The sequence below is a fragment of the Geodermatophilus siccatus genome (assembly GCF_900103785.1).
GTDB lineage: Bacteria > Actinomycetota > Actinomycetes > Mycobacteriales > Geodermatophilaceae > Geodermatophilus > Geodermatophilus siccatus.
The window spans coordinates 136,719-163,376 of record NZ_FNHE01000006.1; the positions used below are offsets into that span (position 1 = coordinate 136,719).

Genomic DNA, 26,658 nt, shown 5'->3' on the forward strand with positions numbered 1-26,658 from the left:
GCAGCTCAGGGCGCAACCGGGCCGGCCCGCGCGCGGGCGCCGGCCCGGCTGACGCCCAGCGGGCCGAGCCGGACCGGCACCGCCACGGCGACCTCGACCACCGCCCCGTCGCCGACCGTGCAGGCGGTCAGCCGGGCGCCGTTGGCTCCGGCCACCCCGCCGGCCACGGCACACGCTCCGTGGTCGCCGCGGACGGCGCGCTCGGCAGCGGCGAGGGCCGCGAGGTCGGCGGCGGTGGTGGCCCGGTGACGGCCCACCACCGCCGCCCCGACGAGCACCGCCGCCACCCCGACGGCGGCGAGGACGCCGGCGAGAGCGATCACCCACACCGTGGCCGAGCCCCGCTCCCCCGACACCCGGGACCGGGGGCTCACCCCGCCTCCTCCGCGGTGCCCGGCTCGCGCCGGCTCACCGCGGAGGCCGAGACCGGGACCCGCAGGGGGACCGGACCCAGCGGCGCCACCTCCGCCCTCACCGTCACGGTGACGGCGGCCCCGCCGACGGCCACCGTGGTCGTCGCCCCGTCGGGGGCGGCCTGCCCGGCGAGCGCGGTCACCAGCGCGGTGTCCTCGCCCCGGGCGGCCGCCCGCGCCCCCTCGCGGGCCGCGTCGACGCAGCGCAGCTGGGCCCCGACGACGGTCACCGCGGCGACGGCGCCGGCGAGCACGAGCAGCAGCACCGGCAGCACCACCGCCGTCTCCGCCGTCACCATGCCCGCCTCACCGCGGACGGGGCCGCGGCGCCGCCGGACCATCAGGACAGGGTGGCCAGCGCGTCGGCCACGAGGGCGCTGAGCCCCTCGACGACCGAGCCGCCGGTGACGACGCGGTACAGCACGGCGGCGAAGGCGCAGGCCGCGACGGTGCCGACGGCGTACTCGGCGGTGCTCATCCCGGCCTCGGCAGCGGCCTGGACCCGGGCCCAGCGCGCTCGCAGGCCGCGGGGCGCCGCCTCGTGCACCGGGGTCCCGCCCGCGTCGGGCAGTTCCTCGTCGGGTCGGGTCTCGCAGGGTGTGGTCACGGTGCCTCCTCGGGATCGCAGCCCGCCTCCCGGGCCGTCGCCGTCGACCCTCGTGACGTCCGCGGGCGGGGCCCAGGTCCGCGACGGATCTGTGGACGCCGCCGCACGCTGTGGACGCCGGCCGCGGGCATCAGCCGAAGACGTCGGCGGCGATGCCGAGCACCAGCGGCACCACGCCCAGGCAGAGGAAGGCCGGCAGGAAGCAGGCGCCGAGCGGCGCCAGCACCCACACCCCGGCCCGGCGGACCGCGGCGTCGGCACGGCTGCGCTCACCGGCGCGGGCGTCGGCGGCCAGCGACCGCAGCGCCGGGACGACGGTCGACCCCGACTCGCCGGCGCGCACCAGCGCCCGGCCGAGGACGGCCAGCCCTGGAGGCACGTCGGCCCACGCCCGTCGCGGCGCGGCGCCCAGCCGGTACAGGCCGGCGACCGTGGCCAGCTCGGGGCCGAGCGGGTCGGGCAGGGCGGTGGCCACGGCGGCCAGGGCGCCGCCCACGGGCAGCCCCGCCTCCAGGCAGACCGCGAGCAGGTCGCAGGCCACCGGCAGGTCCGCTCCCGGAGCCGGGCCGGCCCGTGGGCCCTCCTGCCCGCCACGGCGCAGCAGCCGCTCCCCGCCGACCGCGACCAGCGCGGCCACCCCGGCTCCCGTCGCGCCGCCGACCAGCAGCCCGGCGGCCAGGCCGGCGGCACCGGCCAGCAGCCACCGCCTCCGCAGGTCGGCAGGGCCGGGCGCGGCTGCGGTCGTCCCGTCCCGGTCGGCCAGCCACCAGGCGCGCACGGCCACGGGCGAGCGGGCCGGCCAGCACAGCAGAGCGGCCGCCCCCAGCAGCGCCACCGCGGCGGTGCTCACCGCGCGGCCCGCGACACCAGCCGCGCCGACCAGGCGAGCCCGGCGACCTCCAGCCCCACGCCGGCCACCAGCAGCAGCTGGCCGGTGAGCGTCGTGGTCAGCACCCGCCAGGGGTCGGCGCCCACGCCCCCACCCATGACCAGCCCCAGCACCGGGAGCCCGGCCAGCAGCGCCGCGCTGGCCCGCGACCCGGCGGTGGCCGAGCGCAGCTCCAGCCGTTGCCGCGACCGGGCACGCAGGTCGTCCTCGACCGCGCCGACGACCGCGGCCAGCGAGCAGCCGGTGCGTGCGCTCAGCCGTGCGGCCGCCGCCACCCGGTCCAGTGCCCGCTCGAGTTCACCGCCGCACTCCCCGTCGCCGTCCTCGGGGAAGCGGACCGCCCGGGCGAGCGCCCGGCCGCTGTCCTCGTCCGCGCAGGCGGCGACGGCGGCGCGGGTGGCCTCGTTCAGGGAGCGGCCACCGCGCAGCTCCGCACCCAGGGCGGTCAGCGCCTCGACCAGCGCGGCCAGCCGCGCCTCCTCCCGCACGCCCGCCCGGCGACGCAGCTCGGCCCGGGCCGCGAGCGCCGCGCAGCCGCCGGCCAGGGCCGCCACCAGCAGGGTGCTGAGCAGCGCCGCGACCGCGCCGGCGGCGACCGCGGCGACGGCCAGCAGCGGGACCCCGGCGGTCGGGCGCGGGGCGGCGCCCGAGCGGCGGGTCAGCGACCGCCGGCGCTCCCGGCGCAGCGCCGCGTGGCCCGGCCACAGCGCCAGGGCGGCGCCCAGCAGCAGCAGTCCGCCGGTCACCCGCACCCCGCCGACAGCAGCTCCGACAGTCGTGGCGCCCCCGGGCAGGGGCCGCCGTCGGCGCGCCAGGCGGACTCCACGACGACGAGGTCCCCGGCGCGGCGGACGACGCCGACCTCCTCGACCCGTCGTCCGCCCGGCGTCCGGCGCAGGTGCACCACCGCGGACAGGGCCGCGGCGGCCTGGCTGTGCACGGCCAGCCGGTCCAGGCCCGCCGCCACCCCCAGTGCCTCCAGCCGCGCGGGGACCTCGGCCGGCCGGTTGGCGTGGAGGGTGCCGCAGCCGCCGTCGTGCCCGGTGTTGAGCGCGGTGAGCAGGTCGGTGACCTCCGCGCCGCGGACCTCGCCCACCACCAGCCGGTCGGGCCGCATCCGCAGCGCCTGGCGGACCAGGTCGCGCAGCGTCACCTCCCCGACGCCCTCGACGTTGGCCGGCCGGGTTGCCAGCCGGACGACGTGCGGGTGCGCCGGCACCAGCTCCGGGGCGTCCTCGCAGAGCACCAGCCGCTCGCCGCCCGGGACGAGGCCGAGCAGCGCCGACAGCAGCGTCGTCTTGCCCGAGCCGGTCCCGCCGGTGACCAGGAAGGCCAGCCGCCCGGCGACCAGCGCCCGCAGCAGCTCCCCGGACGCCCCGGGGAGGGCGCCGCGCGCGGCCAGGTCGGCGAAGGACAGCGAGGCCCGGCGCAGCACCCGCAGCGACAGGCAGGTGCCGCTGCCCGACACGGGTGGTAGCACCGCGTGCAGCCGGGTGCCGTCGGGCAGGCCGGCGTCCACCCAGGGCGCGGCGTCGTCGAGCCGCCGCCCGGCCGCGGCGGCGAGGCGGACGGCGAGGCGGCGCACCGCGTCCTCGTCCGGGAAGCGCACCACCGTGCGCTCCAGGCCGCTGCCGCGGTCGACCCAGACCTCGTCCGGGCCGTTGACCAGCACGTCGCTCACACCGGGCTCGCGCAGCAGCGGTTCCAGCGGACCCGCCCCGGCCAGCTCGTCGACCGCGTCCCGGACCGCCTGCAGCACGTCGTCGTCGCCGAGCAGGCCGCCGGACTCCTCCCGCACCAGCGCGGCGACGGCGGCCCGCGTCGGGACCCCCGGTTCGAGGACCAGCCGCGCACGGACACGGTCGACCAGCGCCCCGCTCACGCCGCGGCCCCGTCCACCGCGGCCAGCTCGGCCAGCAGCCGGCGGGACAGCGCCCCCAGGGGCGAGCGCGCCCCCACCTGCGGCGGTCGACCCTGCTCCCCGCGGGGCAGCGCGCTGCGGTCGGTGCCCAGCTCGCCCAGCACCGGGCGGCCGACCACGTCGGCGACCTCGTCGGCGGACAGCCCGCCGGCCACCGGCCGGACCACCAGCTGCGCCGCGGACCACGCCGCCGGCCGGCCGTCCCCGCCCGGCTCGACGAGCAGCCGGGCCGCCGACGCCGCCCGGAGGCGGGCCGGCACGACGAGCACCGCGAGGTCGGCCTCGACCAGCACGGCAGCGGCGACCTCGGGTCCCGCGGTGCGGGGCAGGTCGACGACCACCGGCCAGCCGCCCGTCCGCGCCGCCTCGACGACCGCGGTCAGCGCCTCGGCCGCGACCTCGCCGGGCGCCGAGCGGGAGGCGGCGAGCACCGACACGCCCTCGACCTCCGGCAGCGCCGCCATGAGCGCGTCGCCGGCCACCCGGCCGCGCAGCCCCGCGAGGTCCGGCCAGCGCAGGCCCTCGTCGCGCTCGGCACCGAGCAGCAGGTCCAGGCCGCCGCCCCAGCCGTCGGTGTCGACCAGCAGGACGCCGTCGCCGCCCGGCGCGGCGGTGAGTGCCAGCGCCGCCGCCACCGTGCTCACCCCCGCCCCGCCGCAGCTCCCGCCCACCACGACGAGCCGGCCGCGGTCGACCGGACGGCGCAGCGCCGAGGCCACCCGGGAGACCAGCCAGCCCTCGTCGGCCGGCAGCACCGCCACCCGCTCGGCGCCCTGCTCGACCGCGGCCGCCCAGACCGGCGCCGGGGGCTCCTGCGCCGCGACGACGACCACGCCCGGACGGCGGGGCAGCCCGCGCACCGGCGCGGACGCCAGGACGTCGGCGCCGAGCAGCACCAGGGGCGCCTCCCGGTGGGCGCGGCGCAGCGCCGGGCCGCCCGTGGCGACCTCCGGCTCGGCGCCGGCCGCGGCGAGCAGCCGCAGCAGGTCGTCGAGCAGGTCCTCGTCGGCACTGGCGACGAGCGGGCGGGGCGGCGGGGACCGGAACGCGGACACGCCGACCAGCCCAGCGCCGGGACGGGCGTGCCGCGAGGGGCGGCCGGGATCTGTGGATGACCCGTCCGGGTGTGGACGGCGCAGTGGGCCGCGTCACAGCGGTGTCGCCCACTTACAGTCGTGAACCGTGACCCGCGCAGCGGCGTTCTTCGACCTGGACAAGACGGTCATCGCCAAGTCCAGCACCCTGGCCTTCGGCCGCCCGTTCTTCCAGGGCGGGCTGATCAACCGGCGCGCCGTCCTCAAGGGCGCCTACGCACAGCTGGTCTTCTCCCTCTCCGGCGCCGACGCGCAGCAGATGGAGCGCATGCGGGCGCAGATCACCGAGATGTGCACCGGGTGGGACGTCACCACCGTGCACGAGATCGTGCGCGAGACGCTGCACGACATCGTCGAGCCGATGGTCTACGCCGAGGCCGCCGACCTCATCGAGGAGCACCGGGCGGCCGGCCGGGAAATCGTCGTCGTCTCCAGCAGCGGCGCGGAGATGGTCGAGCCGATCGGCGAGATGCTCGGCGTCGACCGCGTGGTGGCCACCCGCATGGTGACCGTCGACGGCCGCTACACCGGCGAGATCGACTTCTACGCCTACGGGGAGAACAAGGCCGTCGCCCTCCGGCAGGTGGCCGCCGAGAGCGGCTACGACCTGGCCGACTGCTACGCCTACAGCGACTCGGTCACCGACCTGCCGATGCTCTCGGCGGTCGGGCACCCGACCGCGGTCAACCCCGACCGGGCGCTGCGGAAGGCGGCGGCCGAGCGCGGCTGGCCGGTGCTGGAGTTCACCTGGCCGGTGACCATGCGCTCGCGCTTCCCGGTCCCGTCGGCCCCGGTGGTGACCGGTGCGGCGATGAGCGTGGGTGCCGCCGTGGCGGGCCTGGCCTGGTACGCCCGCAGGCGGGCCCTCCGGGTGGTCGCCGAGACGCCGCCGGCGCCCGGCCGCTGGTGGCGCCGCGGCGCCTGAAGGAGGACCCGCCCGGCCGCGGCCCCGTCCCGGGGCTCGCCCGAGCCCGGACGGCCCCCGTGCAGGGTCCCGCCGCGGGCCTGCGAGTGGCGGGGGGCGAGGGGGTCCTCCTCGTGCATGGGGGCCACCGCTCAGAGCGGCAGGCGCTCGCGCACCCGCTCCACGAGCGTGCGCACCACGGACACCGGCCGGAACGCCCGCGCCGCAGCGGTCAGCGCGGCCTGCTCGTCCGGACGCAGGTCGATGTCGGCCGCCGCTGCGTTGGCCTCGACCTGGGCGACGCTGGAGGCCCCGGGGATCACGACCACCCGCGGCAGGGAGACCAGCCACGCCAGCGCGATCTGCGCGGGCGCGACGTCGTGGGCTGCAGCGACCTCGCGGAGGACGTCGAGCAGCGGCTCGGCGCGGCGCAGGTTCTCGGTGCCGAAGAGGGGATTGGCGGCGCGGACGCCACCGGGCCGGTTGTCGACGCCGTAGCGCCCGCCGAGCAGCCCCTGGGCCAGCGGGCTGTAGGCCATGACCATCCGGCCCTCGCTCTCGGCGAAGGGGACCAGGTCGTCGAGGGCCGACGGCGCGGCCAGCGAGAAGTGCACCTGGTTGCTGACCACCGGCCGGCCGAGGGCGGCGTCGGCCGCCTGCCAGCGCTCCAGCGAGTAGTTGGAGACGCCGACGGTCCCGATGCGGCCCGCGTCGAGCAGCTCGCGCATCCCGGTCATGGTCACCGAGTCGGGCACCACCGGGTTGGGCTGGTGCACCTGGTAGAGCGGCACGCGGTCCAGCCCGAGGCGGCGCGCGCTGCCGGCCAGCCGGCTGCGGACGACGGGCGGGAACGGGGCCACCGGGAAGAGCTTGGTGGCGACGACGACGTCCGCCCGCTCCTCGCCCAGTGCCTCCCCGAGGATCCGCTCGCTGCGGCCGAAGCCGTAGACCTCCGCGGTGTCGAACAGGGTGACGCCCAGCTCGCGGGCCCGCCGGACGATCGCCCTGGCCTCGCCGGAGGCGTAGGCGTCGCCGTAGCCCCACTCGCGGGAGCCGAACTGCCAGGTGCCCAGGCCCACGCGGCTGACCGCACCGAGCCCGTCGACGTCGAGGTGCCGCACGGGCGCCAGTCTGCCCGCTCGTCAGCCGCGGAGCAGGGCCTCGGCGATCGCCAGCCCCTCCAGCGCCCCGTGCTCGGTGGCGCGGCAGCAGTGCACCAGCCACCCCGCCACACCGTCGGGCTGCCCGGAGGCGTAGCCGGCCAGCGCGCGGGCGTACTCCTCGCGGCCGAGCTCGGCGAAGCCGACCTCGGGCACCGAGACCGCCTTGGGGTCCAGCCCGCGGGTGATGCCGGTCAGCCGCGCCGCGGCGCGCGCGACCACGCCGTCGGCGGTGCCGAACGGGGCGATCGCGGCCAGCTCACCGTGCACGACCGCGGCCAGGACCACGGCCGGCACCGAGCTCTCCTCCGTCACCAGGGCGAAGAGCCCGCCGAGCCGCGGTCCGGCGTGCGCGCCCGGACGGCCGAGCTCGGCACGGTCGGCGAGGTCCGCCGCGGCCAGCACGTGCAGCCGGGCCAGCACCTGGCCCGGCGCCCGGGTCCAGGTCTCCTGCATCGAGCCGAGCGCGACCGAGGCGCGCAGCGCGCCCTGCACGACGGGGTCGTCGACCTGCCCCGCCCGCAGGTCGGCCAGCGGGACGTCGACCCCCTCCAGGGCAGCGGAGGCCCGGGCGCCGCGCAGCGCCGACTCGGTGCTGACCTCGGCCGACCGGTTGCGCATCAGCCGGTGCCGCAGCAGGCGGTCGATCCCGCTGCGGGCGGCCTCGGCGGCGTCCCGCACGCCGGGCAGGTCGAGCAGCGGGGCCAGCGGGTCGGCGGCGGCGGGGCGGGCCGCCGGGCGGCCGGCGCCGGGACGCACGGGGATCGTCACGCACCGACGGTACGAGGCGGGCCGCGGGAACCGGCGGCGCCCTGGTTACGCTGCCTGCCACCATGGCCCGGCCCTTGACCCTGCTGCTCGTCCGCCACGGGCAGAGCGAGTGGAACGCCGCGGGGCTCCTGCAGGGCCAGACCGCGCACGTGCCGCTGACCGAGCTCGGGCACGCGCAGGCGGCCGCGGCGGCACGGGAGCTGGTGGCGCTGCGTCCGGGGGCGCTCGTCTCCAGCGACCTGCGCCGCGCGGTGCAGACCGCCGAGCACTGCGCCCGCGCCACGGGCCTGCCGCTGACGACCACGCCGGCGCTGCGCGAGCAGGGCTACGGGGTGCTCGAGGGCCGGCCCTCGCGGGAGCTGTGGGACGTCGTCGACTGGATCGACCCGCACTGGGCGGCGCCGGGCGGGGAGAGCCTGGCCGAGCTGCACGCCCGCGTCGGCGCGCACCTGAAGGCCCTGTGCGCCGACCCGCCGGCCGAGGTGGTGGCGCTGGTGACCCACGGCGACACGATCCGGGCCGCGCAGGCGGTCGCCGCCGGGTTGGGGCCGGACGCGATGCCCGCGGTGACCCCGCACAACGGCACGGTGACCCCCCTGGAGCTCGTGCTGTGAGGGGCACGAAGGCGCCGGGCGGGCGATGAGCAGGGTCCTCGTGCTGGGCGGGTCGCGGTCGGGCAAGTCCGCGCACGCCGAGTCGCTGGTGGCCGACGCCGGCGACGTCACCTACCTGGCGACCTCCCCTGCGGTCCCGGGGGACGCCGAGTGGGCCGAGCGGGTCGCCGCACACCAGGCCCGCCGTCCCGCGGGCTGGACGACGCTGGAGACGACCGCGCCCAGCGACCTGCTGCGCCGCGGCACCGTGCTGGTCGACAGCATCACCACCTGGGTGGCCGCGCTGATGGACCAGACCGGCGTCTGGACCGACGAGCCCGGCGCGTCGGACCGCCTGGCCCGCCGCTGCGACGCGCTGGTCGAGGCCTGGACGATGACGCCCGCGCACGTGGTCGCGGTGTCGGACGAGGTGGGGCTGGGGGTGGTGCCCGAGACCCGGGCCGGACGGCTGTTCCGCGACACCCTCGGCTCGGTCAACCAGCGGTTGGCCGGCACCGCCGACGAGGTGTGGTTCGTGGTGGCCGGGCTGCCGCAGCGGCTGCGATGAGGTGGACCGGCCCCCTGGAGTCCGCGGCGCTGCTGACCGTCCTGCGGGTGCCGACGCGGGCGGCGGCGTCGACCCGTGGCGTGCTGCCGTGGGCGCCGCTGGTCGGGCTCGTGCTGGGCGCCCTCGCCGCCGGGGTCGGCGTGGCGGGCGCGCGCCTGGTCTCGCCGCTCACCGGCGCGGTGCTGGCCGTGGCGGCGCTCGCGGCGCTGACCCGCGGCCTGCACCTGGACGGCCTGGCCGACACCGCCGACGGGCTGGGCCCGCTGCGCGGTCGCGAGCGGGCGCTCGAGGTGATGCGGCAGGGGGACGTCGGCCCGTTCGGCGTGGTGACGGTGCTGCTCACCGTGCTGCTGCAGGTCGCCGCCGCGGCCACTCTGCTCGAGGCCGAGCGGGGCTGGACCGCGCTCGCGGCGGCACCGCTGGTCGCCCGGCTCGCGATGGCGCGCACCGGGCTGGCCGGCGTCGCGATGGCCGCGGGCTCCGCGCTCGGGCGGTCGGTCGCCGGCACGGTCTCGGCGCGCTGGCTGGCCGGCTGGGTGTTCCTCGCCGGGGCGCTGCTGACCGTCGCCGACCGGGCCCTGGTGGTCAGTGCCGCGGCCGGTCTGCTCGCGGCCGAGCTGCTCCTGCGCCGGGCGCGCGCGCGGCTGGGCGGCGTCACCGGCGACGTGATGGGGGCGATGGGCGAGACGGCGGCCGCGGTCACCCTGCTGGTGGCCGCGGCCGCCCTCCCCTGGTGACGTCCTGGAACGGCCCCCTCGCAGGGCCCCGCGCCGAGCGGAGCGAGGCGTGAGGGGCGAGGGGGTCCTTCCTCAGCGGCGGCGCAGGAGGCCGCCGAGCAGTCCGCCCAGGCCGGAGGACGCGGGGGTCGCCCGGCCCCGGCCGGCGCGGCCGGTGGTCGCCCGGCCGTAGCCGCGGCCGGCCGTACCCAGGCCGCCCATCCCGCGGCCCGTGCGGCGGCCGCCCGTCACACCCGCCGTCCCGCGTGCGGTGGTACGGCCGCCGCGGGCCGCGTTGCGCGCAGTGTTCTCTGCCGTGCCCATCAGTCGTCCGAGGATGCTCATGGCAGTGACGTACCCCAGGTCGCGGCGGCGATGCATGCACCTCAGGACCGGGACGACGCCGGGGTCTCCCCGCCCTCCAGGTCGCCCTCGGTGTCGAGGTAGGCCTGCTGCAGCTCGGCGAGCAGCTGCGGGTCCGGCTCGGCCCACATCCGCCGGTCGACGGCCTCCAGCAGCCGCTCGGCGATGCCGTGCAGCGCCCACGGGTTGGACTGCTCGAGGAAGGCGCGGTTCTCCGGGTCGAGCACGTAGGTCTGCGCCAGCTTCTCGTACATCCAGTCGGCGACCACGCCGGTGGTGGCGTCGTAGCCGAACAGGTAGTCGACCGTCGCGGCCAGCTCGAAGGCGCCCTTGTAGCCGTGCCGGCGCATCGCCGCCAGCCACTTCGGGTTGACCACGCGGGCGCGGAACACCCGGGCGGTCTCCTCGGTCAGCGACCGGGTGCGCACCGACTCCGGCCGGGTCGAGTCGCCGATGTAGGCCGCCGGCGCGCGCCCGGTCAGCGCGCGGACCGTCGCCACCATCCCGCCGTGGTACTGGAAGTAGTCGTCGGAGTCGGCGATGTCGTGCTCGCGGGTGTCCACGTTCTTCGCCGCGACCGCGATCCGCCGGTAGGCCGCCTCCATGTCCGGGCGGGCCTGCACGCCGTCCAGCCCGCGGCCGTAGGCGTAGCCGCCCCAGACGGCGTAGACCTCGGCCAGGTCGGCGTCCCCCCGCCAGTCGCGGGAGTCGATCAGCGGCAGCAGCCCGGCCCCGTAGGCGCCGGGCTTGGAGCCGAACACGCGGGTGGTGGCCCGCCGGCGGTCGCCGTGGCCGGCGACGTCGGCGTCCACGTGGGCGCGGACGAGGTTCTGCTCGGCGGGCTCGTCCAGCCCCGCCACCAGGGTCACCGCGTCGTCCAGCATCGTCACCACGTGCGGGAAGGCGTCCCGGAAGAACCCGGAGATCCGCACGGTCACGTCGATCCGCGGGCGCCCCAGCTCGTCGAGCGGGATCGGCTCCAGGCCGGTCACCCGCCGCGAGGCGTCGTCCCACACCGGGCGGACGCCGAGCAGCGCGAGCACCTCGCCGACGTCGTCCCCCGAGGTGCGCATCGCCGAGGTGCCCCACACCGACAGCCCCACCGAGGCGGGGTACTCCCCGGTGTCGGCGAGGTAGCGCTCGACGAGGGAGTCGGCCATCGCCTGCCCGGTCTCCCAGGCCAGCCGCGACGGGATCGCGCGGGGGTCGACCGAGTAGAAGTTGCGGCCGGTCGGCAGCACGTTGACCAGCCCGCGCAGCGGCGAGCCCGACGGCCCGGCCGGCACGTAGCCGCCCTCCAGGGCGTGCAGCGTCGCGTCCATCTCGTCGGTGGTGCGCTCCAGCCGGGGCACCACCTCGTCGACGGCGAAGCGCAGCACCGCCTCGACGCGCTCGTCGGGGCGCCCCAGGACCTCGGCGACCACCGACGGCACGGCGTCGGGCACCCAGCCGCGGGCCTCCATGGCCGTCACCAGGGCGGCAGCGGAGGCCTCCACCGCGTCGGTCTCGGTGCGCGAGGCCCCCTCGGCCAGGCCGAGCGCCTCGCGCAACCCGGGCAGCGCCACCGTGCCACCCCAGATCTGCCGCGCGCGCAGCACCGCCAGCACCAGGTCGACGCGGTCCCGACCGGACGGCGGGGTGCCGAGCACGTGCAGCCCGTCGCGGATCTGCGAGTCCTTGATCTCGCAGAGCCAACCGTCGACGTGCAGGATCATCTCGTCGAAGTGGTCGTCCTCGGGCCGCTCGTCGAGCCCCAGGTCGTGGTCGAGCTTGGCCGCCTGGAGCAGCGTCCAGATCTGCGCCCGGACGGCGGGCAGCTTCGCCGGGTCCATCGCCGCGACGTTGGCGTGCTCGTCGAGCAGCTGCTCGAGCCGGGCGATGTCGCCGTAGGAGTCGGCGCGGGCCATCGGCGGCACCATGTGGTCGACCAGCGTGGCGTGCGCTCGGCGCTTGGCCTGGCTGCCCTCCCCCGGGTCGTTGACCAGGAACGGGTACACCAGCGGCAGGTCGCCGATCGCGGCGTCGGGCCCGCACGAGGCCGACAGCCCGACCGTCTTGCCCGGCAGCCACTCCAGGTTGCCGTGCTTGCCGACGTGCACCAGCGCGTGCGCGCCGAACACCGACCGCAGCCACCAGTAGGCGGCCAGGTAGTGGTGGGACGGCGGCAGGTCCGGGTCGTGGTAGATCGCGATCGGGTTCTCCCCGAAGCCGCGCGGCGGCTGGACCATCACCACGACGTTGCCCGCCCGCAGCGCGGCGAAGACGATGGCGGGGCCGTCGGGTCCGGAGCCGTCCACGAACAGCGACCCGGGCGCCGCACCCCAGTGCGCCACCATCGCCTCGCGCAGGTCGGCCGGGAGCGTGTCGAAGAAGGCGCGGTACTCCGCCGCCGGGATGCGCACCGGGTTGCCGGACAGCTGCTGCTCGGTGAGCCAGTCGGCGTCCTGGCCACCCGCGGCGATGAGCGCGTGCACCAGCGCGTCGCCGTCCAGGTCGGCCACGCCGGGCAGCGCGTCGGGACCGTCGAACGGCCCGACGTCGTACCCGGCGCCGTGCATCGCGGCCAGCAGCCGGACGACCGACGCCGGGGTGTCCAGGCCGACCGCGTTGCCGATGCGGGCGTGCTTGGTCGGGTAGGCGCTGAGCATCACGACGACGCGGCGCTCCGCGGGCGGGGTGTGCCGCAGCCGGGCGTGCGCGACGGCGGTGCCGGCCACGCGGGCGGCCCGCTCGGGGTCGGCGACGTAGCTGGTCAGCCCGTCGGCGTCGGTCTCCTTGAAGGAGAACGGCACGCTGATCAGCCGGCCGTCGAACTCCGGGATCGCGACCTGGTTGCCGACGTCGAGCGGGGAGAGCCCGTCGTCGTCGGCCACCCACTCCTCGCGGGAACGGGTCAGGCACAGCCCCTGGACGACCGGCACGTCGAGCGCGGCCAGCTGTCCGACGTCCCACGCGCCGTCGTCCCCGCCGGCCTGCGCGGTGGCCGGCCGGGAGCCGCCCGCGGCGAGCACGGTGACCACCAGGGCGTCGGCGGTGCGCAGGACGTCGAGCAGCCCGCCTGCGACGCTGCGCAGCGAGGAGGTGAAGACCGGCAGCGCGGTGCCCCCGGCGTCCTCGATCGCGGCGCACAGCGCCTCGACGAACGCGGTGTTCCCGGCCAGGTGGTGCGCCCGGTAGTAGAGGACGGCGACGGTGGGACCGCTGCCCGTGGACGGCCGCTCCAGCACGCCCCAGTCCGGCGCGACGACCGGCGGCTCGAAGCCCTCGCCGGTGAGCAGCACGGTGTCGGACAGGAAGCGGTGCAGCTGCACCAGGTTGTCCGGGCCGCCCTGCGCCAGGTAGCCGTGCGCCTCGGTCGCCACCCCCATCGGGACGGTGGACAGCTCCATCAGCTCGGCGTCGGGCAGCGCCTCCCCGCCGAGGACGACGACCGGCGCGGGCCCGACCAGCAGCGGCGCGAGCAGCTCCTCGTACTGCCGCCGCACGCCGAGGATGCGGACGACGACGAGGTCCGCGCCGTCGGCGAGCGCGGCGATGCCCGCGTCGTCCAGGCGGGCGGGGTTGCCCAACCGCCAGTCGGCGCCGCTGGCGCGGGCGGAGAGCAGGTCGGTGTCGCTGGTCGACAGCAGCGTGAACACCGGCGGCACGCTACCGGGAACGACCGGCGCCTCGCGGCGAGGACCCGGCCGGCTGAGCCGGGTCAGCAGCCCCCGCCGTCACCGCCGCCACCGCAGTCGCCGCCGAAGCCACCGCCCCAGCCCGCGCCGACCCAGCCCGCCCCGGCGCCGTGGGCGTACACCCCGGAGTGGCTGCGGCGGACCTCGCGGACGCTGGGGCCCGGGGTCGTCGGCACGCAGGGCCGGGGCGGGGCGAAGTCGGCGGCCCGCCGCTCGGCGTCCGCCCAGGCGCCCGGGCCGCCCAGCGCCACGGCGAGCGCCTCGGCGCGGCCGACGACCGCTGGGGCGGACCGCAGCCGGCGCAGCTCCCGCCGGCCCGCGCGGGTCAGCCCGAGCGCCGTCCAGGCCCGCTCGGCCGTGGCGTGCACGCCACCGCGCCGGGACACCAGCCCGGCCTGCTGCAGCCCGTCGGCGAGTGCGGCCAGCCGGGCGTCGGTGCGCACCCGCCAGGCGATCCCGTCGATCGACCGGCGGGCACGCGGACCGGCGGCGTCCAGCACCGCGGCCTCGACGGGGTGCCTGCGGTGGGGGTCGACCACGTGCAGCTCGCCGGTGGCGCGGGTGACCCGCAGGCGCCCGTCCTCGACGAGGGCCACCACCGCGGCCTCGACGGCCCGGCGCGGTCCGCCGGCCAGGTAGGCGACCTCGTACAGGTCGGAGCCGAGGAGGGGGACGTGCGTTCCGGTCATGTCCGTCGTCCTTCGCGTCGAGGATCGAGAGGGGCTGCGGCCGCACGCCGACGGTCGCACGTCCCACCCGCCGTCCGCGAGCGTGCTTGCACGATTGCACGGGGTGGCTATCGTCCGGCCGTGGTGGACCGGGACACCCCGTCGGTGCGGGAGCGGCGGCTGGCGCGCGAGCTGCGCCAGCTGCGCACGGACGCACAGCTGCACGCCAAGGACGTCGCCGCGCGCCTCGGGTGGTCGCCGTCGAAGGTGTCGCGGATCGAGACGGCGCGGATCGGCATCGCCGCCCACGACCTGGACCGGCTGCTCGAGCTGTACCGGGTCCCCGACGCGCAGGCCGACCTGCTGCGCCGGCTGGCACCCTCGGCCCGGCCGCGCGGCTGGTGGGACGCCTACGCCGACACGCTGTCCCCGGGGTACGCCAACCTCATCCGGCTGGAGGCGGGGTCCCGGGCGCTGCGCTGCTTCGGCGCGCTGGTGCCGCACGCGCTGCTGCAGACCCCGGACTACGTGCGCCAGGTCGTGCTCTCCACCTGGGAGCGGCCCGCACCGCCCGAGGTCGAGCGCCGGGTGCAGGTCTGCCGGCGGCGGCAGGAGGTCCTCGACGCGGCCGACCCGATGCAGCTGTGGGCGGTGCTCGACGAGTCGGTGCTCCACCGCACCGCGGGCGCGCCCGGGACGCTCGACGGCGCGGCGGTGCTGCGCGGTCAGCTGGAGTGGCTCGCCGAGGTGGCCGGCCGGCCGAACGTCACCCTGCAGGTGCTGCCGTTCGACGCCGGGCTGCCGCCGGTGACCGCGGGCTCGTTCTCCGCCCTCGAGTCGCGCGCCACCGGGACGCCGGACGTCGTCTACCTGGAGAACAAGACGCGGATCGCCTTCGTCGACGGGGAGGCGGAGGTGCACCGCTACGGGCGCGCGTTCGAGCTGCTCACCGAGATGGCCTTGGATCCCGACGCGTCGGTCCGGCTGATCCGGCGCCTGGCCGCCGGCCGGTAGCCGGACCAGGCGGGTCCGCGGAGGGTGGGCCCGGGACGGGGTCCTCGCTCACGCGGCGCCGAGGGCGTCGGCCACCCGGTGGTGCGCCACCGCCTCGCCCGGCCGGCTCTGCCGCTCCAGCGTGCGGGCCAGCGCCCGGCGCGCCCAGCCGTTGGCCGGGGCCATCTCCACCAGCCGGGTCAGCGCGTCCTCCGCCCTCGTCAGCTGGGCGGAGCCGAAGTAGGCGCGGGCCAGGAGCTCGAGGGCGGCCTCGTTGGCCGGCTCGGCCTCGACGAGCGGCTCGAGCAGGCGCGCCGCCTCGATCGGCTGCCCCATCGCGAGGAAGAGGTCCGCGCGGAGGAACTCCGAGTGCAGGTCGCGCTGGGTCATGCCAGGACAACCCACCGCCCCCGCCGCGGCTTCCCGCGGAAAGACCACGAACCCACGTCGTTGTAGTGCATCCAACGAGGGTCAGCGGGGGAACAATGAGCACCGTCACACTCACCCGGGAGTCCCCATGGCACTGCGACCGCACCTCTCGCACCGCACGGCCGACACCAGCGAGGAGCGCCCAGGCCCCGGCGCCCGCGTGTACGCCGTCCAACGCACCGGCGCCGTCCTGGTGGCGCTCGTGCTCCTGGTCTTCGGTCTCCTCGGCTTCGCCGGCGGCCTGGACTACTTCTCCACCGAGGGCGAGCGCATCCTCGGCCTGTCCTCCAACGGCCTGCTGTCGACCATCTCGGTGGTCATGGCGGTCGTCCTGCTGATCGCCGCTGCGCGCAGCCCGCGGATCACCTCGACGATCATGATCGTCGCCGGCTCGCTGTTCCTGCTCTCCGCCCTGGTCAACCTGGCGGTGCTGCGGACCTCCTTCAACATCCTGGCGTTCGAGTTCGAGAACGTCGTGTTCTCCGTCGTCGTCGGCCTGCTCCTGCTCACGCTCGGCGCCTACGGCCGGATCAGCGGCCACCTGCCGGAGGACAGCCCGTACGCCCACCCGCACGCGCTGGCGGAGGAGGAGGACGACGACCTGCCGTCGACACCGGAAGAGGTCGCCGCGGAGCAGGCGATGCGCGAGGCCGAGCGCGCCGTCGCCCTGCACGCCGGCACCGACGACCAGCGGCGCCGGGTGGCGGCCATGGCGCAGGTGCACAGCCGGGGCGACCGCCGCCGGGTGTGGATGTCCTTCGACCAGGCACGCCGGCTCGGCTGACCGCGCCACACCGGCCTCGCTGCAGGGTCCCGGCCCGGGCGGAGCGAGGGGCGGGGGGCAGCGAGGTCCTTTCAGTACCCTCGCCTCCGCCATGACCGCCCGCACCCCCGCCGCCGCCCGCCTCCGGGCCGACGCGTGCCCCGGCGCGCTGCAGACCCACGCCGCCGCCGACGGTGCGCTGGCCCGGGTGCGGGTCCCCGGCGGCCTGCTGACCGGCGGCCAGCTGCGGGCGCTCGCGGCCGCCGCGCGCGACCTCGGCGACGGGGCGCTGGAGCTCACCAGCCGGGGCAACGTGCAGCTGCGCGGCCTGGCCGGCGGCGCGGAGGCCGAGCTCGGCGACCGGCTCGCCGCCGTCGGCCTGCTGCCCAGCGCGTCGCACGAGCGGGTGCGCAACGTGCTGGCCAGCGCACTGACCGGCTGGGCCGGCGGGCACGTCGACGTCCGGCCGTGGGTGCGTGCGCTGGACGCCGGGATCTGCGCCGACCCCGCGCTCGCCGCGCTGCCGGGCCGGTACCTCGCCACGCTCGACGACGGCCGCGGCGACGTGGCCGGCCTCGGTGGGGACGTCGGCCTGCTCGCCCTCTCCCCCGCCGAGGTCGCCCTGACCCTGGCCGGCACCGACTCCGGGTGGCGCGCCCACCCGGACGACGCGGTCGCGCTCGCCCTCGCCGCCACCCGTGCGTTCCTCGACGAGCGCGCCGCCCAGGGCGGCACCTGCTGGCGGCTCGCGGAGTTGGCCGGCGGCCCCGAGCGAGTGGCCGGCAGGATCACACCGTCGTCCTCCGGACGACACCGCGGCCACGTGCCGTCCCCCCGCTGCGCGGAGCCCCTGCCGTCCCTCCTCGGGGGAGCCTCCGGCTCCCCACTCGTCGGGACCCCCGTGGGCACCACCCGGCAGGACGACGGACGGACCGCCCTCGCCGCCGTCGTCCCGCTCGGCCGGCTCTCCGCGGAGCAGGCCGACCTGCTGGCCCGCCTCGCCGACGAGGTGCAGCTGACGCCGTGGCGCAGCGTCGTCGTCCCCGGCCTGGCCGAGCACGCCGTCGACGACGCGGCCGCCGCCCTGCACCGGACCGGCATGGTGCTCGACGCGGACAGCGCCTGGACCAGGGTGACCGCCTGCGCGGGCCGGCCGGGGTGCGCGAAGTCGCTGGCCGACGTCCGCGCCGACGCCGCCCGGGCCGTGGCGGACGGCACACTGCCGGCGGGCGGTGCCCGCCAGCACTGGGCCGGGTGCGAGCGCCGCTGCGGCCGTCCCCGCGGCGAGGTCGTCGACGTGGTGGCGACCGGGACCGGATACCGAGTCGGGTGGAGCTGATGTACGAGTACGAGAAGGACGGCGCGGAGATCTACCGGCGCTCGTTCGCCACGATCCGCGCCGAGGCCGACCTGGCCGGCCTGCCCGAGGACGTCGCCCGCGTCGCGGTGCGGATGGTGCACGCCTGCGGTCAGGTGGACCTGGTCGAGGACCTCGCCTTCTCCCCCGACGTCGTCGTCCGGGCCCGCGAGGCACTGGACGCCGGCGCCCCGGTGCTGTGCGACGCGGAGATGGTCGCCTCGGGCGTCACCCGGCGGCGGCTGCCGAAGGACAACGAGGTCGTCTGCACGCTCAACGACCCGCGCACCCCGGGCCTGGCCGCCGACCTCGGCACCACCCGCACCGCCGCAGCGCTCGAGCTGTGGCGCGACCGGCTGGACGGCGCGGTGGTCGCCATCGGCAACGCGCCGACCGCGCTGTTCCACCTGCTGGAGATGGTCGCCGCCGGGGCGCCGCGCCCGGCCGCCGTCCTCGGCATCCCGGTCGGCTTCATCGGGGCGGTGGAGTCCAAGGACGCCCTGGCCGCCTCCGACCTCGAGCACCTGGTGGTCCGCGGCCGGCGCGGCGGCAGCGCCATCACGGCGGCGGCGGTCAACGCGATCGCGAGCGACGTCGAGTGACCGGGCCCCGCACCGGCCGTCTGTACGGGGTCGGCCTCGGTCCCGGCGACCCCGAGCTGGTGACCGTCAAGGCCGCCCGGCTCATCGCCGCCGCCGACGTCGTCGCCTTCCACGCCGCCCGGCACGGCCGCTCGGTCGCCCGCGCGGTGGCCGCGCCCTACCTGCGGGAGGGTCAGGTCGAGGAGCTGCTGGTCTACCCGGTGACCACCGAGACGACCGACCACCCCGGCGGCTACCAGGGCGCGATCGACGAGTTCTACGAGGCGGCCGCGGCCCGGCTCGCCGCGCACCTGGACGCCGGCCGCGACGTCGTCGTCCTCGCCGAGGGCGACCCGTTCTTCTACGGCTCCTACATGCACATGCACAAGCGGCTGGCCTCCCGGTACCCGACCGAGGTGGTGCCCGGTGTGACCAGCGTCAGCGGCGCCGCCGCGGCGGTCGGCCGGCCGCTGGTCGAGCGCGACGAGGTGCTCACCGTGCTGCCCGGCACGCTGCCCGCCGAGGAGCTCGCCGAGTGGCTGGCCACCACGGACGCCGCTGCCGTGATGAAGCTGGGCCGCACGTTCGGCAACGTGCGCGAGGCGTTCGACGCCGCGGGGGTGCTCGACCGGGCCCTCTACGTCGAGCGGGCCAGCACCGACCGGCAGCGCACGATGCCGCTGGCCGACGTCGACCCGGCGACCGTCCCCTACTTCTCCCTCGCCCTGCTGCCCAGCCCGCTGACCGACCCGACCGCCGGACCCGAGAGGTCCGGGGACGCCCCGCCCCGCACCGGCGGGGTCGTCGTCGTCGGCCTCGGCCCGGGCGACCGCTGCTGGACCACCCCGGAGGCCGCCGAGGCGCTGGCCGCCGCCGACGACCTGGTCGGCTACGGCCCCTACCTGGACCGGGTGCCGGCCAACCCGCGGCAGACCCGCCACCCCAGCGACAACCGGGTCGAGGCCGAGCGCGCCGCGCACGCCCTCGACCTGGCGCGGTCGGGACGGCGGGTCGCGGTCGTCTCCAGCGGCGACCCCGGCGTCTTCGCCATGGCCGCCGCGGTGCTCGAGGTCGCCGAGCGGCCCGAGTACCGCGACGTCCCGGTGCGGGTGCTGCCCGGCCTGACCGCCGCGCAGGCCGTCGCGGCCCGGGTCGGTGCGCCGCTGGGTCACGACTTCTGCGTGGTCAGCCTCTCCGACGTCCGCAAGCCGTGGGACGTCGTCGTCGAGCGGCTGCGGCACGCGTCGGCCGCCGACCTGGTGCTCGCGCTCTACAACCCGCGGTCCAGGGCCCGGCCGCACCAGCTCGCGGAGGCCCAGCAGGTGCTGCTGGAGGGCCGCAAGCCCGACACGGTGGTCGTCGTCGGCCGGGACGTCGGGGGCCCCGAGGAGAGCATCCGGGTCACCACCCTCGGCGAGCTCGACCCGCAGACCGTCGACATGCGCTGCTGCGTGATCGTCGGCTCGTCGCAGACCCGGGTCAGCGCCACCGGCGCGGTCTACAGCCCCCGCACGCACCCGGACGCGCGCCCTTCCTGAGCGAGGACCCCCTCCTCCCCACCCCTCGCAGGCTCAGGACGGGGCCCGGGACGGGGCCGCACCCCCCCAACCGGCCGGAGTCGTGACACTCAGTGCCACGCCTGGCACGATGACCCGCGACGTGGCGCACGTCACCGTGGGCGGGACGGCGCTGATGACCGGGCGATCGCGGGAGGGGCTCCCATGGCGAGCACCAAGGACTGGTTCGAGACCGTCGAGGAGGCCCAGCACCGCGCGAGGAAGCGGCTGCCGCGGTCGGTCTACCTGGCGCTGGTGGCCGGGACCGAGAAGGGGCTGACGGCGAACGACAACGTCGCCGCCTTCGACGAGATCGCCTGGCGCCCGCACGTCGCCGACCTGCCCGCCAAGCGGGACACGGCGACCACGGTGATGGGCCAGGAGGTCAGCATGCCGGTGCTGGTCTCCCCCACCGGCGTGCAGGCGGTGCACCCCGACGGCGAGGTGGCGGTGGCCCGCGCGGCCGCGGCCCAGGACGTCGCGATGGGCCTGTCCTCCTTCGCCAGCAAGTCGGTCGAGGAGGTCGGCGCGGCCCAGCAGAAGCTGTTCTTCCAGATGTACTGGGTCGGCTCGCGCGAGACGATCCTCGCCCGCGCGGAGCGGGCGCGGGCCGCGGGCGCCAAGGGCCTGATCATGACGCTGGACTGGTCGTTCGCCTCCCGCCGCGACTGGGGCAGCCCGCCCATCCCCGAGAAGATCGACGTGAGGAACGCGCTGAAGTTCGCCCCCGAGGTCGTGCGCAAGCCGCGCTGGCTGGCGACCTACCTGCGGTCGGGCTCCATCCCCGAGCTCACCGTCCCGAACCTGGCGCTCGGCGGGGAGGAGCCGCCGAACTTCTTCGGCGCCTACGGCCAGTGGATGGGCACCCCGCTGCCCACCTGGGAGGACGTCGCCTGGCTGCGCGAGCAGTGGGGCGGACCGTTCATGCTCAAGGGGATCACCCGCCCCGACGACGCCCGCCGCGCGGTCGACGCCGGCGTCAGCGCCATCTCCGTCTCCACGCACGGCGGCAACAACCTCGACGGCACGCCCGGGGCGATCCGCTCGCTGCCCGGGGTGGTTGACGCGGTCGGCGACCAGGTCGAGGTGCTCATGGACGGCGGGGTGCGCCGCGGCGCCGACGTCGTCAAGGCGATGGCCCTGGGCGCCAGGGCGGTGATGATCGGCCGCGCCTACCTGTGGGGCATGGCCGCGAACGGCGAGCGCGGCGTCCAGAACGTCCTCGCGATCATCCGGCAGGGCATCGACGAGGCGCTGCTGGGGCTGGGCAAGGCCTCGGTGCACGACCTGACCCGCGAGGACGTCGTCCTGCCGCCGGACTTCACCCGCGACTGAGCGGCCCGCGCGCCCACCGACGGGAATGCGGACGCGACGGGCGGGCTTGCGCTGTTGCGTGCCCGCCCGCCGCGCGTCCCGCGCCGTCTCGTTCTGGACGGCGGCCGCGCTGCTCGTCCTGGTCCTCGCCGCGTCCGGCGTCCCGTCGCCGCTCTACCGCGTCTACCAGGAGCGCTTCGGCTTCTCCGCCGGCGTGCTGACGACGGTCTTCGGCATCTACGCCCTCGCGCTGCTCGCCACGCTGCTGGTGGTCGGCGCGCTCTCGGACCACCTGGGACGGCGGCCGGTCATCGTCGCCGGGATGCTGCTGCAGGTCGTCGCCATGGCGCTGTTCTGGGCCGCCGACTCGGTGGGCTGGCTGCTGGCCGCGCGGGTGGTGCAGGGCCTGTCGGTCGGCAGCCTGACCGGCGCCCTGGGCGCGACCCTGCTGGACCACCAGCGCAGCGACCGCCCCCTCGGCGCCCTGGTCAACAGCGCCTCCCCGGGGTTCGCCCTCGCCCTCGGCGCGGTCAGCGCCGGGCTGGCGGTCGACCTCGTCCCCGCGCCGACCGACTGGGTCTTCGGCACGCTGACCGTGCTGTTCGCCGTCGCCGCAGGGGTGGTCCTGGTGCTGCCGGAGTCCTCGCCGCGGACCCCGGGCGCCCTGGCCTCGCTGTGGCCACGGGTGCACGTGCCCGCCGCCCAGCGGGCGGCGTTCCTCGTCGCGGCGCCGTGCCTAGTGGCGATGTGGGCGCTGGGCGGCCTCTACCTCTCGCTGGGACCGTCCGTGGCCGCCGGCGTCTTCGGCCTCGAGGACCACCTCGTCGGCAGCCTGGTCATCGTGGCCATGCAGGGCATGGGCGCCGTCGGCAGCACCACCATGCGCAACGCGGCACCGCACACCGCGATGACCACCGGCTGCCTGGTGTTCGCCGCGGGCGTCAGCGGCACCATCGTCTCGCTGGCCACCGGCAGCGCCGCGCTGTTCTTCGCCGCCGCCGCGGTGTCCGGGTTCGGCTTCGGTGCGGCCTTCCTCGGTGCCATGGCCACCGTGACCGCCGGCGTCGCGCCCGGCGAGCGCGGCGGGCTGCTCTCCAGCGTCTTCGTCGTCGGCTACCTGGCCTTCAGCATCCCGGCCGTCGCCGCCGGGCTGGCCTCGGGCGCGGTGGGGCTGCGGCCGACCGCCGCGGTGTACGGGGTGGCCGTGATCGTCCTGGCCCTGGCCGCGGTGGCCGGGCTGCTGCGGCAGCGGCGCGCGGCCGAGCGCCGTCCCGAGCCCCGGGAGGACCCCCTTGCGGGGTCCTCCCACTCGGAGGAGGACCCCGTCCTCCCCGGGACGGGGCCGGGGACCCTGCAAGGGGGCCGCGCTCGGCTGTAGGGCCGAGGTCGTCCAGCCCCTGGGGGGACCGGCGGCGGTCAGCGCAGGACGGCGTCCAGGAACCCGTGCACCCGCTGCTCGAGCTCGGCGGTGCGCTCGGCGGCGACCTCCTCCGGGTCGCGCTCCCGCAGCCACGGCGGGATCTCGCTGCGCGCGCGGAGGGCACACGCCAGGTCCGCGCAGACGTAGGTGCCCACCGTGTTGCCGTTGCGGCCGGCCTCGCCCGCCCGCCGCGCGGTGAACAGCGAGACGTCGCTGCCCGACTGCGCCGTCTGGCACAGCAGGCACATCGCCGGCGTCGCCGAGGACATCCGGGTGTCAGCGGCGCGGACGGCGACGCCGACCGGCCCGCCGTCCCGCTCGACCACCAGGTAGCCGCGCAGCGGTGCCCTCGGGTCTCGCCAGCCGAGGACGACGAGCTCCGCCCACGGCGTCTCCGCGAAGGTGCGCGGCAGCGTCATGGCCTCGGCCTCGCCGCGGGAGCAGTTCACGAAGGACCGCCGCACCTGCTTCTCCGTCAGCGCGCGCACCGTGCTGTTCCTCCTCGTCGTCGTCGGACCGCCGGCGGAGATCCTGCACGGCACCGTACGGAACGTCAGCCGATTTCCCGGAGAGCCGCCCGCACCTCCGCGGGGGTGGCGCCGGCGTCGACCGGGTCGGCGAGCAGCTCGGGGACGCCCCGCGGCCCGCACCGAGGACCGGATGCCGGGCGTGGAGTCCACGAGCGTGCCGTCGAGGTCGAACAGGACCAGGCGGGGGGCGAGCCCCTGGCGCGGACCGTGGTCAGCTGCTTCGATCTTCAAGCACCCACCCCCGCCGTCGTCCGACCCCGGAGGCCCGCATGACCCGGTCCCGCGACACCACCGTGGCAGCCCCCGTCTCGACGCTCCGGCCGGTGCAGGCAGCCGCGGTGCTGTCGGTGCTGGTGCTGTTCTGGCAGTTCCTCTCCGCCGGCCGGATGCTCGTCGGCGAGGACGCCCTCGGGGGCCACGGCGCCGGGGCCGTCGCCCTGCACGTGACCACCGGGCTGCTGCTGGCCGCCACGGTGCTGCACGGGCGGCGCACGCGGGTGTGGTGGCCCGCCGCGCTGGCGGCGGCGGTCTTCGTGCTCACCTTCGTCCAGGCGTGGCTCGGCAGCCACGACGGGGTCGCGGTGCACGTCCCGCTGGCCCTGGTGGTCACGGGGGGCGCGGTGTGGCTGACCGCGTGGTCGTTCCGCGCACCCTGAGCACCCAGGCCGCGGCCTCCTCGACGGTCGCGGCCACCGGCACCCCTTCGGGCAGCGGCGGGCGGCGGACCAGCACCACGGGGACGCCGAGCTCCCGGGCCGCGGTGAGCTTGGCCGCGGTCATCGGCCCGCCGCTGTCCTTGGTGACGAGGACGTCGACGCCGTGCGCGGTCATCAGCGCCCGCTCGTCCTCGACGGTGAACGGGCCGCGGGCGAGGACCACCGTGGCCCGGGCCGGCAGCGGCGGCTCCGGCGGGTCCACCGAGCGGACGACGCAGTGCGCGCTCAGCCCGGCGAAGGCGGCGAGGCCCTGACGGCCGGTGGTCAGCAGCACCACGCGGGCGCCGGCCACCGCCGTCGCCGCGTCGGCCAGGGAGTCCACGAAAGCCCAGTCGTCACCGGGCTGCGCCGTCCAGCCGGGGCGCTGCAGCCGCAGCAGCGGGGTGCCGGTCGCCGCGGCCGCGGCCGCCGCGTGCGCGGTCATGGTGGCGGCGAACGGGTGGGTGGCGTCGACCAGCGCGGCCACGCCGTCGAGCGCCGCCGCCAGGCCCGCCGTCCCGCCGAAGCCGCCGACCCGCACCTCGCCGGGCGGCAGCACCGGGTCGGCGACGCGGCCGGCCAGCGAGCTGAGCACGTCGACGCCCTCGGCCACGAGCCGCTCCGCGAGCCGCCGGGCCTCCGACGTCCCGCCCAGGACCAGCACCCGGCCGCTCACGCAGCCGCCCCGTGCATGCTGGTCAGGTGACCGAGGCGGGGCGCGAGGGCAGCACGGGGCTGCGCTACGGCTGGACGACGGGCGCCTGCGCCACCGCGGCCACCGCCGCCGCCTACACCGCGCTGCTGACCGGTGAGTTCCCCGACCCGGTGCAGATCGACCTGCCCCATGACAAGCACCCGTCGTTCGCGCTGGCCACCGAACGGCTCGAGGACGGCGCCGCGACCGTGGGCGTGGTCAAGGACGCCGGCGACGACCCCGACGTCACCCACGGCGCGCTGGTCTCGGCACGGGTGAGCCAGGGCGAGCCGGGCAGCGGGGTCCTCTTCCGGGCCGGCGAGGGCGTCGGGACGGTCACCAAGCCCGGGCTCCCGCTCCCGGTGGGCGAGCCGGCGATCAACCCGATGCCCCGGCAGTTCATCCGCGCGCACGTGGCCGCGGTCGCCGCGCGGCACGGCGGCACCGGCGACGTCCTCGTCGAGGTCTCGGTGGAGAACGGGGCGGAGCTGGCCCGCAGGACGTGGAACCCGCGGCTGGGCATCCTCGGCGGGCTGTCGATCCTGGGGACGACGGGCGTCGTCGTCCCCTACTCGTGCTCGTCGTGGATCGACTCGATCCGCCGCGGCATCGACGTCGCGCGGGCCGCGGGCCACCAGCACGTCGCCGGGTGCACCGGCTCGACCAGCGAGCGGGTGGTCACCGAGCTGTACGGGCTGCCGGAGGACGCGCTGCTCGACATGGGCGACTTCGCCGGCGCGGTGCTGAAGTACCTGCGCCGCCACCCGGTGCCCCGGCTGACGGTCGCCGGCGGGATCGGCAAGCTGGCCAAGCTCGCCGACGGCCACCTCGACCTGCACTCGGGCCGCTCGCAGGTGTCGACGGAGTCGCTGGCCGCGATGGTCCGCGACGCCGGCGGGGCGCCCGAGCTGGTCGAGGGCGTGCGCGGCGCGAACACCGCGCTCGACGCGCTGCAGCAGTGCCGGGCGGCCGGACTGCCGCTGGGCGACCTGGTGGCCGCCGGCGCCCGCAGGACGGCGCTCGGCGTGCTCCGCGGGGCGCCGGTCGAGGTCGACGTGGTGGTGATCGACCGGGCCGGCACCGTGGTCGGCCGGGCCTAACCCCGGCATCGGGCCGTGGAGTACAGGTGGCTGTCGGGGAACTCCGCCGCCGCGAGCACCGGGCCCACGACCACCACCGCCGTCCGCCGCACGCCCGCCGCCTCGACCTGCCCGGCGATGTCGGCCAGCGTGCCGCGCAGCACCAGCTCGTCGTCCCGGCTGGCGCGGGCGACCACGGCGACCGGGCCGTCGTCCCCGTAGTGCTCGGCCAGCTCGGGGGCGAGCTCGGCGATGCGCTGGACGGCGAGGTGCAGCACCAGCGTCGCGCCGGTGGCCGCGTAGGCGGCGAGCTCCTCGCCGGGCGGCATCGGGGTGGAGCGGGCGCTGGTCCGGGTGAGGACGACGGTCTGCCCCACCCCCGGCACGGTCAGCTCCCGCTTGAGCGACGCGGCCGCAGCGGCGAACGCCGGGACGCCGGGCACGACCTCGTAGGGCACCCCGGCGGCGTCGAGCCGGCGCATCTGCTCGGCCACGGCGCTGTAGATCGACGGGTCGCCGGAGTGCAGCCGGGCCACGTCCAGGCCGGCCTCGTGCGCGGCCACCAGCTCGGCGGTGATCCGGTCGAGGTCGAGGTCGGCGGTGTCGACCAGCCGGGCGCCGGCCGGGGCGGTGTCGAGCAGCTCGCGCGGCACCAGCGCACCGGCGTAGAGGCAGACCGGCGCCGACGCGATGAGCCGCGCCGCCCGCAGCGTGACCAGGTCCGCCGCCCCGGGCCCGGCGCCGATGAAGTACACGGTCACGACGACACCGCCGTCCTCCCGGACGACACCGCGGCCAGGTGCCGTCCCCCCGTTGCGCTGAGCGCGTCCGGCCCCTCGTCGGTGGGAGGACCCCCCGCCCCCCACCGCTCGCGAGCTCGCAGCGGGCCCCTGCAGGGGGCCT

The 26,658-nt window shown here is 77.4% G+C and carries 29 protein-coding genes; 13 read left to right on the top strand and 16 right to left on the bottom strand.

Annotated features, from left to right (window positions below):
• Positions 1-5: 5 nt before the first annotated feature.
• The 7 genes from BLS21_RS12890 to ssd form a co-directional block, all read right to left on the bottom strand.
• Complete coding sequence (locus BLS21_RS12890; protein WP_091218759.1) at positions 6-374, bottom strand: Rv3654c family TadE-like protein; 369 nt, start codon at positions 372-374, stop codon at positions 6-8.
• On the bottom strand, positions 371-754 hold the full coding sequence (locus BLS21_RS12895) for a TadE family type IV pilus minor pilin (RefSeq protein ID WP_245700380.1): 384 nt from the start codon (positions 752-754) through the stop codon (positions 371-373). Before BLS21_RS12895 ends, BLS21_RS12890 begins: the two co-directional genes overlap by 4 nt.
• Positions 754-1,020 (bottom strand): DUF4244 domain-containing protein, encoded by a 267-nt coding sequence (locus BLS21_RS12900; RefSeq protein WP_091218761.1) that lies wholly within the window; start codon positions 1,018-1,020, stop codon positions 754-756. The genes BLS21_RS12895 and BLS21_RS12900 overlap by 1 nt, the downstream gene beginning before the upstream one ends.
• Positions 1,021-1,150: 130 nt before the next feature.
• Positions 1,151-1,870: a type II secretion system F family protein gene (locus BLS21_RS12905; RefSeq protein WP_091218764.1), complete on the bottom strand. Its 720-nt coding sequence runs from the start codon at positions 1,868-1,870 to the stop codon at positions 1,151-1,153.
• Entirely contained in the window at positions 1,867-2,655 is a 789-nt protein-coding gene (locus BLS21_RS12910) for a type II secretion system F family protein (RefSeq protein ID WP_091219193.1), read from the bottom strand. The genes BLS21_RS12905 and BLS21_RS12910 overlap by 4 nt, the downstream gene beginning before the upstream one ends.
• A complete protein-coding gene (locus BLS21_RS12915) occupies positions 2,652-3,791 on the bottom strand; it encodes a TadA family conjugal transfer-associated ATPase (protein ID WP_091218766.1) in 1,140 nt (379 codons plus the stop codon). Before BLS21_RS12915 ends, BLS21_RS12910 begins: the two co-directional genes overlap by 4 nt.
• Entirely contained in the window at positions 3,788-4,885 is a 1,098-nt protein-coding gene (ssd, locus tag BLS21_RS12920) for a septum site-determining protein Ssd (RefSeq protein ID WP_091218769.1), read from the bottom strand. The genes BLS21_RS12915 and ssd overlap by 4 nt, the downstream gene beginning before the upstream one ends.
• Positions 4,886-5,012: 127 nt before the next feature.
• On the opposite strand from ssd, the gene BLS21_RS12925 reads away from it, so the two are divergent.
• Complete coding sequence (locus BLS21_RS12925) at positions 5,013-5,849, top strand: HAD family hydrolase (RefSeq protein WP_091218772.1); 837 nt, start codon at positions 5,013-5,015, stop codon at positions 5,847-5,849.
• A gap of 131 nt (positions 5,850-5,980) precedes the next feature.
• On the opposite strand, the gene BLS21_RS12930 is transcribed toward BLS21_RS12925, so the two are convergent.
• On the bottom strand, positions 5,981-6,949 hold the full coding sequence (locus tag BLS21_RS12930) for an aldo/keto reductase (protein ID WP_091218776.1): 969 nt from the start codon (positions 6,947-6,949) through the stop codon (positions 5,981-5,983).
• Positions 6,950-6,970: 21 nt separating this feature from the next.
• Positions 6,971-7,759, bottom strand: coding sequence for a Fic family protein (locus BLS21_RS12935; RefSeq protein ID WP_091218777.1), 789 nt, complete (start codon positions 7,757-7,759; stop codon positions 6,971-6,973).
• Positions 7,760-7,821: 62 nt separating this feature from the next.
• Between BLS21_RS12935 and BLS21_RS12940 the strand changes: the two genes are divergently transcribed.
• The 3 genes from BLS21_RS12940 to BLS21_RS12950 are packed head-to-tail and all read left to right on the top strand — an operon-like array spanning position 7,822 to position 9,657.
• Positions 7,822-8,373, top strand: a complete 552-nt coding sequence (locus tag BLS21_RS12940) for a histidine phosphatase family protein (RefSeq protein WP_091218780.1) — start codon at positions 7,822-7,824, stop codon at positions 8,371-8,373.
• A gap of 25 nt (positions 8,374-8,398) precedes the next feature.
• Complete coding sequence (cobU, locus tag BLS21_RS12945; RefSeq protein WP_091218782.1) at positions 8,399-8,920, top strand: bifunctional adenosylcobinamide kinase/adenosylcobinamide-phosphate guanylyltransferase; 522 nt, start codon at positions 8,399-8,401, stop codon at positions 8,918-8,920.
• Positions 8,917-9,657, top strand: a complete 741-nt coding sequence (locus tag BLS21_RS12950) for an adenosylcobinamide-GDP ribazoletransferase (RefSeq protein WP_091218785.1) — start codon at positions 8,917-8,919, stop codon at positions 9,655-9,657. The genes cobU and BLS21_RS12950 overlap by 4 nt, the downstream gene beginning before the upstream one ends.
• 72 nt (positions 9,658-9,729) lie before the next feature.
• Here BLS21_RS12950 and BLS21_RS12955 read toward each other — a convergent pair whose 3' ends face one another.
• The 3 genes from BLS21_RS12955 to BLS21_RS12965 form a co-directional block, all read right to left on the bottom strand.
• Positions 9,730-9,981, bottom strand: coding sequence for a hypothetical protein (locus tag BLS21_RS12955; RefSeq protein WP_091218787.1), 252 nt, complete (start codon positions 9,979-9,981; stop codon positions 9,730-9,732).
• Between the two features lie 41 nt (positions 9,982-10,022).
• The gene (gene cobN, locus BLS21_RS12960; RefSeq protein ID WP_091219196.1) at positions 10,023-13,637 is read right to left on the bottom strand and encodes a cobaltochelatase subunit CobN; all 3,615 of its coding nucleotides are present in this window, start codon (positions 13,635-13,637) and stop codon (positions 10,023-10,025) included.
• A 62-nt stretch (positions 13,638-13,699) separates the two neighbouring features.
• On the bottom strand, positions 13,700-14,569 hold the full coding sequence (locus BLS21_RS12965; RefSeq protein ID WP_342705747.1) for a TIGR04222 domain-containing membrane protein: 870 nt from the start codon (positions 14,567-14,569) through the stop codon (positions 13,700-13,702).
• On the opposite strand from BLS21_RS12965, the gene BLS21_RS12970 reads away from it, so the two are divergent.
• Positions 14,486-15,358 (top strand): helix-turn-helix domain-containing protein, encoded by an 873-nt coding sequence (locus BLS21_RS12970; protein ID WP_091218791.1) that lies wholly within the window; start codon positions 14,486-14,488, stop codon positions 15,356-15,358. The two genes, BLS21_RS12965 and BLS21_RS12970, sit on opposite strands and share 84 nt — an antisense overlap.
• Positions 15,359-15,406: 48 nt before the next feature.
• Here the strand turns inward: BLS21_RS12970 and BLS21_RS12975 are convergent, their stop codons facing one another.
• The gene (locus BLS21_RS12975; protein ID WP_091218794.1) at positions 15,407-15,727 is read right to left on the bottom strand and encodes a tetratricopeptide repeat protein; all 321 of its coding nucleotides are present in this window, start codon (positions 15,725-15,727) and stop codon (positions 15,407-15,409) included.
• A 127-nt stretch (positions 15,728-15,854) separates the two neighbouring features.
• Here BLS21_RS12975 and BLS21_RS12980 point away from each other — a divergent pair, with 127 nt between their 5' ends.
• From BLS21_RS12980 to BLS21_RS13005, 6 genes are all read left to right on the top strand, one after another.
• A complete protein-coding gene (locus BLS21_RS12980) occupies positions 15,855-16,550 on the top strand; it encodes a DUF4383 domain-containing protein (RefSeq protein WP_091218797.1) in 696 nt (231 codons plus the stop codon).
• Between the two features lie 91 nt (positions 16,551-16,641).
• Entirely contained in the window at positions 16,642-17,868 is a 1,227-nt protein-coding gene (gene cobG / locus BLS21_RS12985; RefSeq protein WP_091218799.1) for a precorrin-3B synthase, read from the top strand.
• Complete coding sequence (locus tag BLS21_RS12990; RefSeq protein WP_091219198.1) at positions 17,868-18,488, top strand: precorrin-8X methylmutase; 621 nt, start codon at positions 17,868-17,870, stop codon at positions 18,486-18,488. Before cobG ends, BLS21_RS12990 begins: the two co-directional genes overlap by 1 nt.
• Positions 18,485-20,005 carry a precorrin-2 C(20)-methyltransferase gene (locus tag BLS21_RS12995; protein ID WP_091218802.1) on the top strand — a complete coding sequence of 507 codons (1,521 nt, stop codon included), beginning with the start codon at positions 18,485-18,487 and terminating at the stop codon, positions 20,003-20,005. The genes BLS21_RS12990 and BLS21_RS12995 overlap by 4 nt, the downstream gene beginning before the upstream one ends.
• Positions 20,006-20,188: 183 nt before the next feature.
• A complete protein-coding gene (gene mftD / locus BLS21_RS13000; RefSeq protein ID WP_091218804.1) occupies positions 20,189-21,358 on the top strand; it encodes a pre-mycofactocin synthase MftD in 1,170 nt (389 codons plus the stop codon).
• Positions 21,359-21,416: 58 nt separating this feature from the next.
• Positions 21,417-22,715 carry an MFS transporter gene (locus BLS21_RS13005; protein ID WP_245700381.1) on the top strand — a complete coding sequence of 433 codons (1,299 nt, stop codon included), beginning with the start codon at positions 21,417-21,419 and terminating at the stop codon, positions 22,713-22,715.
• A 38-nt stretch (positions 22,716-22,753) separates the two neighbouring features.
• Here BLS21_RS13005 and BLS21_RS13010 read toward each other — a convergent pair whose 3' ends face one another.
• The gene (locus BLS21_RS13010; protein ID WP_091218807.1) at positions 22,754-23,245 is read right to left on the bottom strand and encodes an FBP domain-containing protein; all 492 of its coding nucleotides are present in this window, start codon (positions 23,243-23,245) and stop codon (positions 22,754-22,756) included.
• A 311-nt stretch (positions 23,246-23,556) separates the two neighbouring features.
• Between BLS21_RS13010 and BLS21_RS13015 the strand changes: the two genes are divergently transcribed.
• Entirely contained in the window at positions 23,557-23,943 is a 387-nt protein-coding gene (locus BLS21_RS13015) for a hypothetical protein (RefSeq protein ID WP_091218809.1), read from the top strand.
• Here the strand turns inward: BLS21_RS13015 and BLS21_RS13020 are convergent.
• Complete coding sequence (locus BLS21_RS13020; RefSeq protein WP_091218812.1) at positions 23,894-24,658, bottom strand: cobalt-precorrin-6A reductase; 765 nt, start codon at positions 24,656-24,658, stop codon at positions 23,894-23,896. The genes BLS21_RS13015 and BLS21_RS13020 overlap by 50 nt on opposite strands.
• A gap of 26 nt (positions 24,659-24,684) precedes the next feature.
• On the opposite strand from BLS21_RS13020, the gene BLS21_RS13025 reads away from it, so the two are divergent.
• Positions 24,685-25,776: a cobalt-precorrin-5B (C(1))-methyltransferase gene (locus BLS21_RS13025; protein WP_091218815.1), complete on the top strand. Its 1,092-nt coding sequence runs from the start codon at positions 24,685-24,687 to the stop codon at positions 25,774-25,776.
• Here the strand turns inward: BLS21_RS13025 and cobM are convergent.
• A complete protein-coding gene (cobM, locus tag BLS21_RS13030) occupies positions 25,773-26,516 on the bottom strand; it encodes a precorrin-4 C(11)-methyltransferase (RefSeq protein WP_091218818.1) in 744 nt (247 codons plus the stop codon). The genes BLS21_RS13025 and cobM overlap by 4 nt on opposite strands.
• Positions 26,517-26,658: the final 142 nt, after the last annotated feature.

Coding starts and splice junctions, on each gene's coding strand:
- BLS21_RS12975 (WP_091218794.1), bottom strand. CDS start 15,727: ATGACCCAGCGCGACCTGCACTCGGAGTTCCTCCGCGCGGACCTCTTC.
- BLS21_RS13015 (WP_091218809.1), top strand. CDS start 23,557: ATGACCCGGTCCCGCGACACCACCGTGGCAGCCCCCGTCTCGACGCTC.
- BLS21_RS12990 (WP_091219198.1), top strand. CDS start 17,868: ATGTACGAGTACGAGAAGGACGGCGCGGAGATCTACCGGCGCTCGTTC.
- BLS21_RS12950 (WP_091218785.1), top strand. CDS start 8,917: ATGAGGTGGACCGGCCCCCTGGAGTCCGCGGCGCTGCTGACCGTCCTG.
- BLS21_RS12940 (WP_091218780.1), top strand. CDS start 7,822: ATGGCCCGGCCCTTGACCCTGCTGCTCGTCCGCCACGGGCAGAGCGAG.
- mftD (WP_091218804.1), top strand. CDS start 20,189: ATGGCGAGCACCAAGGACTGGTTCGAGACCGTCGAGGAGGCCCAGCAC.
- cobG (WP_091218799.1), top strand. CDS start 16,642: ATGACCGCCCGCACCCCCGCCGCCGCCCGCCTCCGGGCCGACGCGTGC.
- BLS21_RS12980 (WP_091218797.1), top strand. CDS start 15,855: ATGGCACTGCGACCGCACCTCTCGCACCGCACGGCCGACACCAGCGAG.
- cobU (WP_091218782.1), top strand. CDS start 8,399: ATGAGCAGGGTCCTCGTGCTGGGCGGGTCGCGGTCGGGCAAGTCCGCG.
- BLS21_RS12895 (WP_245700380.1), bottom strand. CDS start 754: ATGGTCCGGCGGCGCCGCGGCCCCGTCCGCGGTGAGGCGGGCATGGTG.
- BLS21_RS12955 (WP_091218787.1), bottom strand. CDS start 9,981: ATGAGCATCCTCGGACGACTGATGGGCACGGCAGAGAACACTGCGCGC.